The organism is Acinetobacter sp. HR7 (assembly GCF_000773685.1).
Taxonomy (GTDB): Bacteria; Pseudomonadota; Gammaproteobacteria; order Pseudomonadales; family Moraxellaceae; genus Acinetobacter; species Acinetobacter thermotolerans.
Genome location: NZ_JPQO01000216.1, coordinates 1 through 11,300 on the forward strand (window position 1 = coordinate 1; position 11,300 = coordinate 11,300).

Sequence of the window (11,300 nt, forward strand, 5' to 3'; positions counted from 1 at the left end):
ACGGCTAAAGGGATAAAAATAAAAAACCGGATCAACTGATCCGGTTTTTTTATCATCACGAAGTTAAGCTTCCAAACCTACATTTACTAAAGGCTGTTCGACTTCAAATGATGGTGGAATTAGTACAGTTTTGCGTAGCTCTGGTAACTGCTCTGGATAGTCCAGGGTGTAGTGCAGGCCACGGGATTCCTTACGCTGCATGGCACAACGCACAATCATTTCAGACACCAGTACCAGGTTACGCAGCTCGATCAGGTTTTTGCTGACCTGATAGTCCTGATAATATTCGGTGATTTCTCTTTTCAGCATCTCGATACGGTGCAGGGCACGTTCCAGTCGCTTGGTGGTGCGGACAATACCGACATAGTTCCACATGGTCTGACGCAGTTCATCCCAGTTTTGCAGAATCACGACATCTTCATCGGGGTTAGTGACCTGAGAATCGTCCCATTCTGGTACTTCGGGAACGGGTTGATCCGCCTTGAAGTTTTCCTGAATGTGTTTGGCTGCGCTCATACCGTAAACGAAACATTCCAAGAGTGAGTTACTGGCCATACGATTCGCGCCATGCAGACCCGTATAAGAAGTTTCACCAATCGCATACAGACCCACAATATCGGTCTGGCTGTTTTTATCTACGACAACACCACCGCAGGTATAGTGCGCTGCAGGCACGACTGGAATCATATCTTTGGTGATATCTATACCGAGTTCAAGCAGGCGGGCATACAGAGTTGGGAAGTGCTCTTTGATGAAGGTTTCATCTTTGTGAGTGATATCCAGCCAGACATGACGGATACCCAGACGTTTGATCTCATAGTCAATCGCACGCGCCACGATATCTCGTGGTGCCAATTCAGCACGCTCGTCAAAGCGTAACATAAAACGTTCACCATCTGGCAGACGCAGATAAGCACCTTCACCACGCATGGCTTCAGTAATCAGGAATGAACGTGCCTGTGGATGATACAGACAGGTAGGATGGAACTGGTTAAACTCCATATTGGCAACGCGACAGCCGGCACGATAGGCCATCGCAATTCCGTCACCAGTCGCAATATCTGGATTGGACGTATACAAATAGGCTTTCATAGCACCGCCACATGCCAAGGCAGTAGATGGTGCCAGGAAAGTATGCACTTTTTGCGTGGTTTCATCTAAAGCATACAGTCCTAGTGCTCGGTTTTCACCAGCATGGCCAAGTTTTTTCGAGCAAATCAGGTCGATTGCAATGTAATTTTCAAAAATATGAATATTCTGTTTTTCTTGTGCGCGTTGAACCAGTGTGGTGGAAATCGCGCGTCCAGTCGCATCGGCAGCGTGAATGATGCGGCGTTGAGAGTGGCCGCCTTCACGGGTCAGGTGTAGTTGTTCCTGTTCATCTAAGGTGAACTGCACGCCATGTTTCAGCAGAAAATCGACCGAAGGTTTGCCACCTTCTACTGTCTGTCGTACTGCATCAATTTCACATAGTTGCGCCCCAGCAACCATGGTGTCATCGATATGCTGTTCAATCGAATCCGTTTCATCCAGCACGGCTGCAACGCCACCTTGTGCATAAAAGGTACTTGCATCCGTTAGTGTTGATTTGGCTAAAACTGCAATGTTGAAATGATCTGGAAGAGATAAGGCTAAACTTAGACCAGCGCCGCCACTGCCCACAATAATCACATCAAAATGATGTGTCGTGTGTAAATTAGACATGTCCATCAGCTAACTTAGAAAAAAAGTTCGGTTATAACAGCGCTTTTCAGTACAAAATGCAAGCATTTATCTGCTCATAAATTAATGAAAAAAAGTAATGAACGTGGAAACTTTGGTCTTTGAAAAATGACATAATGCCAATATTTAAAATAAGAACATTTTGTTACTTAAAAATTGTATCGTTTGTGATAAAACTTTTTTAAAAAAAGATTTATCAATCATTTGAGTGAATAAATATATGAAAATCTTGGATGTTAAACATGGGATATTTGCAGCAACGCTGACAATGACGGCGGTGCAGGCGGGGGCAGCCACTCCAGTAGATTTTTCAAATCTTGTTGCACAAGTCAGTCCAGCTGTAGTTAGTGTTAATGTGGTCAAAAAAATGACCGAAGAAGAGCTGTTGCAGCAACAGATTCCTGACATTTTGCGCCGTTTCTTTGGCAATCAGGTGGTGATTCCACAACCACGTGCTCCACAGGAAAAAACGGGGTATGGCAGTGCTTTCTTTATCAGTAAAGATGGTTATCTGCTCACCAACCATCACGTGATTGAAAATGCATCCAGAGTGACGATTGTTTTAAATGACCGCCGTGAAATTGATGCGACGGTAGTGGGGAGTGATGAACGTACTGACGTCGCTTTATTGAAGGTGAATGGTTCAGGCTTCCCGGAACTGCGTACGGGTGATGTGGATAAACTGCGTGTGGGTGAACCTGTACTTGCGATTGGTTCACCATTTGGTTTTGACTATTCAGCATCTGCGGGAATTGTTAGTGCCAAGATGCGGAATATGATGGGTGAAACTGCGGTTCCATTTATTCAGACTGATGTGGCACTGAATCCAGGTAACTCGGGTGGTCCACTGTTTAACCAGCGTGGTGAAGTTGTTGGTGTGAACTCGCGTATCTTTAGTGGTACCGGGGGGTATATGGGCCTGTCATTCTCTATTCCGATCGATGTGGCGATGGAAGTGGCGGATCAGTTAAAACGCAATGGTAAAGTTACCCGTTCTTATCTAGGCGTGAGCTTGCAGGATATCGACCGTAACTTGGCAGAATCTTATAAACTGGATAAGCCGGAAGGTTCCTTAGTTACTCAGGTCGCTCCAAATTCTCCAGCAGCGAAGGCGGGTCTACAAGCTGGTGATGTAATTTTGAAATACAACGGAACCGGTATTTCCCGTACCAGCGAATTGCTGAATTATCTCAACCGTTCAGCTCCGAAACAGCAGATTCAGCTAGAAGTGCTGCGTGATGACAAACGCCGTAATATTAATGCGACCTTGACCACAGCACCGGATGATACACCTGCACAAGCATCTAGTCAGGCTGGAAAATCCAAAGGGCCAGTGATTGGTGTAACGATCCGTAACCTGACGCCAAATGAAATGAGCAGTCTGGATATAAAAGGTGGTGTGGTGATTCAGGATGTGCGTCCAGGTGGTGTTGCTGCTCAAGCGCGGATCATGCCAAATGATGTGGTGACTCAAATCAATGGTAAAGCGATTTTGAACAGTAATCAGTTTGTGGAAGAAGTATCTGAACTGAAAAAAGGTACTGTGGCGCGTGTGGCATTGATTCGCCAAGGTCAACGTGTGATTGTCGGTATGCGTATTACCTGATCAGACTCAACACATGAATAAAACCGCCTTTTATAGGCGGTTTTTTATTTTTGGCAATTTACCTGTTGAATAAATTCGGTAGACTCTAATGCGCTATAAAATCTAAAGGATAAGAGACGCGTGAAGGGTATTTTTGACCTGAAATTAACCGTAAAACCAGAACATATTGATGTGCTGGGTCATGTGAATAATGTGGTGTATGTGCAGTGGATGCAGGATGTGGCGACAGCCCATATTGAACAGATCGGACTGGGACTGCAGCAGTATCTGGAACTCAAACATGCCATGGTCGCAGTTGAGCATCATGTGCAGTACCGCAAGGCGGCTTTTGAAGGGGATGAACTGATCCTGCGTACCTGGTTGAATGATATCAATGCGCTGTACTCCTTCCGTCAATATGCGTTTTATCGTCCAGCTGATCAGAGCCTATTATTCACGGGCAGTACCCAATGGGCCTGTGTAGAAATTGCGACGGGTCGACCTAAACGCATGTCACCAACCTTTGTGAACGCTTACCAGCCATTATCCGAAGACATCAATCCTTTTGATTTTAGTCAATTGTATCTGGCAGATTAAATTTTCTAATTTGGAATTAGCATTATAACTTTTTGTTGCTATTCAAATGTCTTGCAGTGCAAGGAGAAATATAATTCTTTTTCTGTAACTGCATTCTGCTATAATCCTCGGCAATTTCTATTCGGCTTTGCTATGCAATTTTTTTATATTGCATGGCGTGTTTTGTTCTCAAGGTAGCCCATGGCGCAAGCTAAAAAATCTGTTGATATTAAAAACATTCGTAACTTCTCGATTATTGCGCATATCGACCACGGTAAATCCACCCTGGCGGATCGTTTTATTCAAACCTGTGGTGGTTTGCAGGATCGTGAAATGCAGGCTCAGGTTCTGGACTCCATGGAGCTTGAACGCGAACGTGGGATTACCATTAAAGCGGCATCGGTGACCTTGTACTATACCCATCCGAATGGCCAGGAATATCAGCTGAACTTCATTGATACTCCGGGACACGTAGACTTCTCGTATGAAGTATCTCGTTCACTGGCAGCCTGTGAAGGTGCTTTACTCGTTGTTGATGCAGCACAGGGTGTAGAAGCCCAGTCTGTAGCGAACTGCTATACCGCAATTGAGCAAGGTCTAGAAGTTCTTCCCGTCCTGAACAAGATTGACCTGCCACAGGCTGAACCTGAACGTGTGATTCAGGAAATTGAAGATATTATCGGGATTGAAGCAACGGATGCGCCAACCTGTTCCGCAAAAACCGGTTTAGGTATCGAAGGCGTACTGGAAACCTTAGTCGACCGTATTCCAGCACCAACCGGTGACCGTGAGGCACCATTACAAGCTCTAATTATCGACTCGTGGTTCGATAACTACCTTGGCGTTGTATCTCTGGTCCGTATCAAACAAGGTCGCGTACGTAAAGGCGACAAGATGCTAGTCAAATCTACCGGCCAGACCCACATCATTACTTCAGTCGGTATCTTCAATCCAAAACATACTGAAACCGACATGCTCGAAGCGGGTGAAGTGGGCTTTGTGATTGCCGGTATTAAAGACATTTTCGGTGCGCCAGTCGGTGATACCATCACGCTAGCAAGTACGCCTGAAGTACCAACATTACCTGGTTTCAAAAAAGTAAAACCTCAGGTCTATGCAGGTCTGTTCCCAATTGATTCCAGCGATTTTGAACCGTTCCGTGAAGCACTGCATAAACTGCAGATTAATGACTCGGCGCTGTTCTTCGAGCCGGAAAGCTCAGATGCATTGGGCTTCGGTTTCCGTTGTGGCTTCCTCGGTATGCTGCATATGGAAATCGTACAGGAGCGTCTGGAACGAGAATACGATCTGGATCTGATTTCTTCTGCACCAACAGTAATTTACGAAGCTGTGTTGAAAAATGGTCAAACCGTTTATATCGACAGTCCGTCTAAGATGCCGGATGGTTCGACCGTTGAAGACCTGCGTGAACCGATTGCTGAGTGTCATATCTTGGTACCACAGGAATATGTCGGTAACGTGATGACCCTATGTGTGGAACGCCGTGGTGTACAGAAAGATATGAAGTTCCTGGGGAACCAGGTTTCGATTACTTTTGACATTCCAATGGCAGAAGTGGTGATGGACTTCTTCGATAAGTTGAAGTCTTGCTCACGTGGTTTTGCTTCACTGGATTACAACTTCGTGCGTTTTGAAAGCTCGTCACTGGTGAAAGTCGATGTCCTGATTAATGGTGAAAAAGTCGATGCTTTGGCGATGATTTGTCACCGTCAGGATGCTCGTCACCGTGGTATTGCACTGGTTGAAAAAATGAAAGATCTGATTCCACGTCAGATGTTCGATGTGGCAATTCAGGCTGCGATCGGTGCGCAAATTATTGCCCGTTCTACCGTAAAGGCAATGCGTAAAAACGTATTGGCGAAATGTTATGGTGGTGACGTATCTCGTAAGAAGAAACTGCTTGCGAAACAGAAAGAAGGTAAGAAACGTATGAAACAGGTGGGTAGTGTTGAAATCCCACAGGAAGCGTTCTTAGCTGTGCTGAAAGTCGAACGCTAATATTATAAGGATAATAAACCCATGGATTTTGATTTTAATTTAATACTTGTTCCTGCTACGCTGTTTTTTATTGCGGTCTGGCTGCTTGATAAGTTTGTGCTAAAACAGCGACAGACAAAGGGCAAGGGCAATGAGAATGTAATCATTACCTGGGCTTATGATTTCTGGCCAGTACTCACCGTGGTGCTGGTACTGCGTTCCTTTCTATACGAACCATTCAATATTCCATCAGATTCGATGGTGCCAACGCTGGAAACCGGTGATTTTATTCTGGTCAATAAATATGACTATGGGGTGAAATTACCGATCGTGAATACCAAAATCATTGATACCGGCAGTCCGGAACGTGGTGATGTGATTGTATTCCGCTACCCACCGCAACCGGGCATTAGCTACATCAAACGCGTGGTGGGTTTGCCGGGTGATCATATTGTTTATGATCATGGTCAATTGACCATTAACGGTCAAAAAGTGCCAAAAGTTCCGGTGGAATTTAGCCGCGAAAAAGACCAATTAGATACACCAGTATCGATCTATCACAAAGAGACTTTGGGCGAGCACACCTTTACCATGCGTGAGCTGGAAGGGGTGAATGTGGCTCGTCAGGCACCATTTATCAACTTTGTGGAAAATGGTAAATATTCAGGTGAAAATGGTTTATATTGGGAAGTAAAAGTTCCAGAAGGTCATTACTTTGCGATGGGGGATAATCGCGATCAAAGTGCTGACAGCCGTTTCTGGGGATTTGTTCCGGAAGAGAATTTAACTGGCCGTGCGTTCTATGTCTGGATGCATAAGGAACCAGGTTTTAAATTGCCTTCGTTCAGTCGAAACGGAACAATTGATTAATTAAATTGTTTCACTTCAGGAAAATAAAAAAATGAGACATCAACAAGGTGCATCTTATGTCGCAGTACTTTTTGCGATTATGGGGTTTGCTTTTTTAGCAAAAATTGCAATTGCGGTGTGGGCGCCGTATTTTGATAACCGGATGGTCGAGGGGCAGATTGAGGAATTGATAAAAACCTCACCTGCCAATATTGCACCGGAAAAATTTATCCAGCAACTGGGCCAGCGCCTGACTATGAATAATATTCGGGATTTCGATATCAAGAAAAATATCTTGGTAGAGAATGCAAATGGTCTGTTGGTGAAAACCAATTATGAAGTTCGCAAGAATTTCCTAATGAATATCGATTTAGTGATGAAGTTTGAGAAAGAGTTTGATCAAAGCACAGTCAAAGCTAAATGATGAACGTCTTGCTAAACGTCTTGGCTATCAGTTTAAACAGGCTGATCTGCTAAAACTGGCATTGACTCATCGTTCAGTCAGTCATAAACACAACTACGAGCGCCTGGAATTTCTGGGCGATTCGCTTTTAGGGATGATTATTGCCAATTATCTCTTTACCGCTTACCCGAATGAAAACGAAGGTCGTCTGACGCGTATGCGTGCGACCCTTGTCCGACAGGAAGCGCTAGGAAAAATTGCCAATGATTTAAAATTAAGTCAGAACCTGATTCTCAGTACGGGTGAGCTGAAGTCGGGTGGTCACCACCGTGAGTCGATTCTCGCAGATACCGTCGAGGCGATTATCGGCGCAATCTATGTGGATTGTGGTGATCTTAAAGTGCTCGAAGCCATTGTGTTAAAATGGTACGAACCTTATTTAGACCACATTGAACCAACGGATCAGCTCAAGGATCCAAAATCACGCCTGCAAGAGTATTTACAAGCACGTAAAAAACCTCTCCCGGTTTACGAGGTTGTAGATATTCAGGGCGATGCCCCAAACCAGCACTTCAAGGTAGAGTGTCATGTGGAAGGCTTGCCTGTAATGCTAGGTGAAGGTTCAAGCCGTCGTTTTGCCGAACAGGCAGTTGCGGCGGATATTTTAAAACAGTTGGAGCAAAAGTCTTAATGACTACTCATTCCGATCACATCGATGCTGATCACGAGTCGCAACCAAGCGACAATAATGACTTAATCAGTCAATTTTTCAGTGCTCAAGGTACTGAAATCCCGTCGGATTACCGCAGTGGCTTTGTGGCCATTGTCGGTCGTCCGAACGTGGGGAAATCAACGCTGATGAACCACTTGCTGGGTCAGAAGCTGTCGATTACTTCACGTAAACCGCAAACCACACGTCATAAGATTGTGGGCATTGATTCGCGTGAAAAATCTCAGGCGGTATTTGTAGATACCCCAGGGATGCATAAGAAAGAAGTGCGTGCCATCAACAAAATGATGAACCGTGCGGCACACTCAGCACTACGTGACGTGAATCTGGTGCTGTTTGTGGTGGATGCGAATAAATGGACCCAGAACGATGAACTTGTTCTGGAGAAATTGAAAAATGCAGATATGCCAGTGATTCTGGTGATCAACAAGCTGGATACTTTTGAGAACAAGAATGAAGCCTTACCGCTGATTCAGGAACGTTCTAAATTAATGAACTTTGCTGAAATTGTTCCGGTATCCGCTCTGCGTGGGGCGAACCTTGAACACCTGCGTGATACGATTGCCAAATACCTGCCATTCCAGCCACCACTGTACTCATTTGATCAGCTCACCGACCGTTCAGAGCGCTTCCTGGCTTCTGAAATCATTCGTGAAAAGATCATGCGTCAGCTCGGCGAAGAACTGCCATATGACCTCACTGTTCAGATCGAATCTTTCAAAACTGAAGAGCCGACATTGAACGAAAAAACCGGTCGTATGAAGCCAGCATGTACTTATATTGATGCCACCATTTTTGTTGATCGTCCTGGCCAGAAAGCCATTGTGATTGGTGAAAAAGGTTCCAAACTGAAAAAAATCGGGATGGATGCACGTGTTGATATGGAAAAAATGTTCGAGCAGAAAATCATGCTAACGCTTTGGGTGAAAGTCAAAGGCGGTTGGTCTGATGATGAGCGAGCACTGAAAAGTCTAGGTTATAGCGACATTTAATTGTATAGGAACGGATCATGATGAAATTTTTGGCAGTGGCTGCATGTGTTTTATTCTTGCAGGGCTGTATTCATAAAGTCGTGACTGTTCCTGTAAAAGTTGCCTATAAAACCACAAAAGTCGCAGTCAAAGGCACTGCGGCTGTTGTGGGTGCGGTCATTCCAGATGGGGATGACGAAGAAGATGAAAAATCCAAAAAGAATAAGGATTAAAGCAGCAGCCTATGCGTAATGAAGTGCTGCATGGCTATTTAATTCATCACCGTAAATATCGTGATCGCAGTCATATTGTGCATTTATTTACCCGGGAATACGGCCGTATCGATGGGATACTCAGACAAACTCCACCACCGCAATATCAGCCGATCAGCCTGCAGGCGTCTGGCAAATCCGACCTGAAAAACTTTACTAAACTGGAAATTGTCAATCAGCCGATATTCTTCTTTGGTGATGCCTTTTTTTCCGGTTTTTATCTGAATGAAATTTTACTGCGTCTATGTCCACTTGAAGTGCAGATGCCGCTGACTTTTGCCAAATATGGTGAAACACTGACGGCTTTACAGAAACTTTCCGAACAGGAAAATCCCAATACCTATTTAAAACAGGTTTTACGCCAGTTTGAACATATCTTATTAGAAGAACTTGGCTATGAACTGGATTTTTCGGTCGATGCCAATCAGGCACAGATCAATCCCTTGCAACATTACTATTTTCAGTTGAATGAAGGTTTTATGCCTTCGGCTAAAGCCTTGCGCTCAACCATGTCAGGTCAGCAGATTTTAACAATGCAGCACTATGAAAATGGTAGGGATTTTAATCCAGAACAGTTACAATTACTGACGAAGCTATATCGACAGGTGATCACTGCTTTACTCGGTGACCGACCACTGAAAAGTCGACAATTGTGGATCCAAAATTCTCAATCTCAATCGTAGTTAGGAAAATATTATGGCTGCATTACTTGGTGTCAATATTGACCATGTCGCAACTTTAAGACAAGCACGTGGTACGACGTACCCAGACCCAGTCAATGCTGCATTGATCTGTGAGCAGGCCGGTGCAGAGGGAATTACCCTGCATTTGCGTGAAGACCGCCGACATATTCAGGATGAAGATGTACGTCGTATGCGTCCGGTATTAACTACCCATATGAATCTGGAAATGGCCGTAACTGATGAAATGGTTGCCATTGCCAAAGAAATTAAACCTCAGCATGTCTGCTTTGTGCCTGAAAAGCGTCAGGAAGTTACTACTGAAGGTGGCTTGGATGTTGTGGGGTATTTTGAAGATGTCAAAAAAGCCACTCAAGAACTGACTGCGATTGGCTGCGATGTATCGCTATTTATTGATGCAGACATTGCCCAGATTAATGCTGCAGTGGCTTGTGGTGCACCTACCATTGAGCTGCACACAGGTGCTTATGCGGATGCAGAAACACCTGAAGCACAGCAGGCAGAGCTGGAACGCATTATCAAAGGTGCTGAATATGCAGCATCGAAAGGGTTGGTGGTGAATGCGGGTCATGGTCTGAATCTGGAGAATGTCACTTCAATTGCTGCAATTCCGCAAATTCATGAATTAAACATTGGTCACTCGATTATTGCAGATGCTGTCTTCGTTGGTCTAGCACAAGCAGTTCAACAGATGAAAGCTGCAATTAAAGCTGCGCGTTAAGATTGCAAGAAACATATGTCAAATATTGATTATGATGAGCTTATGAAGCCAGTTATTGGCTTCCTGGGTTGTGAAACACCGAAAGCATGGCTGGATGAAGCTCTACAGAATCTGGATATCCTGATGCAGGATCATGCCAACTGCGAAAAGAAAGCAGCCGGCACCGCGATGAACCTCATGTTCCGTTACAGCTTCTTTACCGATTTACAGGTCAAACTGGCACAGCTGGTCCGTGAAGAAATGCTGCATTATGAGCAGGTGCTAGAATTCATGAACAAGCGTGGCCAGAAATGGATTGGTCTGAGTGCAGGGCGTTATGCAGGCGGGTTGCGTAAGGAAATCCGGACTTATGAACCAGAAGCACTGATTGATGTGCTGGTGATTGGTGCATTTGTAGAAGCACGCTCCTGTGAGCGTTTCTATTCGCTTGCACCATTGGTTGATGAGGAACTAGGACGTTACTACCGTTATCTACTCAAGTCTGAATCTCGCCATTATGAAGACTATCTGGCCTTGGCGCTGGATGTAGCTAAAACAGCGAAACTAAAAAATCCGGAAGAGGATATTCAGGATCGTATTAATCATATCCGTGAAGTGGAAAAGAACCTGATTTTAAGTCTGGATGATACTTTCCGTTTCCATAGTGGTGTGCCAGCCCAAGCGGCTTAAAAATCACTTTAAAAAATCCTCCGTAATGGGGTAATGCCAGTCAGTTAAGAGATTGACTGGCATTTTTTTTGGGTATTTCTGTGGTTTCCCTTTCACAACTCGT

At 44.6% G+C, this 11,300-nt stretch carries 12 protein-coding genes; 11 read left to right on the forward strand and 1 reads right to left on the reverse strand.

The features are described from left to right. Window positions 1-63: 63 nt before the first annotated feature. Window positions 64-1,710: an L-aspartate oxidase gene (nadB, locus tag GW12_RS14060; protein ID WP_161788394.1), complete on the reverse strand. Its 1,647-nt coding sequence runs from the start codon at window positions 1,708-1,710 to the stop codon at window positions 64-66. A 232-nt stretch (window positions 1,711-1,942) separates the two neighbouring features. On the opposite strand from nadB, the gene GW12_RS14065 reads away from it, so the two are divergent. The 11 genes from GW12_RS14065 (at window position 1,943) to GW12_RS14115 (ending at window position 11,197) form a co-directional block, all read left to right on the forward strand. Further along, complete coding sequence (locus GW12_RS14065; protein WP_034588744.1) at window positions 1,943-3,328, forward strand: trypsin-like peptidase domain-containing protein; 1,386 nt, start codon at window positions 1,943-1,945, stop codon at window positions 3,326-3,328. A 120-nt stretch (window positions 3,329-3,448) separates the two neighbouring features. After that, complete coding sequence (locus GW12_RS14070) at window positions 3,449-3,904, forward strand: thioesterase family protein (RefSeq protein ID WP_034588745.1); 456 nt, start codon at window positions 3,449-3,451, stop codon at window positions 3,902-3,904. Between the two features lie 180 nt (window positions 3,905-4,084). Further along, window positions 4,085-5,902: a translation elongation factor 4 gene (gene lepA / locus GW12_RS14075; protein WP_034588746.1), complete on the forward strand. Its 1,818-nt coding sequence runs from the start codon at window positions 4,085-4,087 to the stop codon at window positions 5,900-5,902. Between the two features lie 21 nt (window positions 5,903-5,923). Next, window positions 5,924-6,751 carry a signal peptidase I gene (lepB, locus tag GW12_RS14080; protein ID WP_034588749.1) on the forward strand — a complete coding sequence of 276 codons (828 nt, stop codon included), beginning with the start codon at window positions 5,924-5,926 and terminating at the stop codon, window positions 6,749-6,751. 31 nt (window positions 6,752-6,782) lie between these two features. After that, window positions 6,783-7,154, forward strand: coding sequence for a DUF4845 domain-containing protein (locus GW12_RS14085; RefSeq protein ID WP_034588752.1), 372 nt, complete (start codon window positions 6,783-6,785; stop codon window positions 7,152-7,154). After that, window positions 7,126-7,824 carry a ribonuclease III gene (gene rnc / locus GW12_RS14090; RefSeq protein ID WP_034588753.1) on the forward strand — a complete coding sequence of 233 codons (699 nt, stop codon included), beginning with the start codon at window positions 7,126-7,128 and terminating at the stop codon, window positions 7,822-7,824. The genes GW12_RS14085 and rnc overlap by 29 nt, the downstream gene beginning before the upstream one ends. Continuing rightward, window positions 7,824-8,855 (forward strand): GTPase Era, encoded by a 1,032-nt coding sequence (gene era / locus GW12_RS14095; protein WP_034588755.1) that lies wholly within the window; start codon window positions 7,824-7,826, stop codon window positions 8,853-8,855. Before rnc ends, era begins: the two co-directional genes overlap by 1 nt. Window positions 8,856-8,872: 17 nt before the next feature. Continuing rightward, window positions 8,873-9,067: an NF038104 family lipoprotein gene (locus GW12_RS14100; RefSeq protein ID WP_034588757.1), complete on the forward strand. Its 195-nt coding sequence runs from the start codon at window positions 8,873-8,875 to the stop codon at window positions 9,065-9,067. An 11-nt stretch (window positions 9,068-9,078) separates the two neighbouring features. Further along, window positions 9,079-9,789 carry a DNA repair protein RecO gene (locus GW12_RS14105; RefSeq protein ID WP_034588759.1) on the forward strand — a complete coding sequence of 237 codons (711 nt, stop codon included), beginning with the start codon at window positions 9,079-9,081 and terminating at the stop codon, window positions 9,787-9,789. A gap of 13 nt (window positions 9,790-9,802) precedes the next feature. Continuing rightward, window positions 9,803-10,528 (forward strand): pyridoxine 5'-phosphate synthase, encoded by a 726-nt coding sequence (pdxJ, locus tag GW12_RS14110; RefSeq protein ID WP_034588760.1) that lies wholly within the window; start codon window positions 9,803-9,805, stop codon window positions 10,526-10,528. Window positions 10,529-10,543: 15 nt separating this feature from the next. Then, the gene (locus GW12_RS14115) at window positions 10,544-11,197 is read left to right on the forward strand and encodes a tRNA-(ms[2]io[6]A)-hydroxylase (RefSeq protein ID WP_034588763.1); all 654 of its coding nucleotides are present in this window, start codon (window positions 10,544-10,546) and stop codon (window positions 11,195-11,197) included. Window positions 11,198-11,300: the final 103 nt, after the last annotated feature.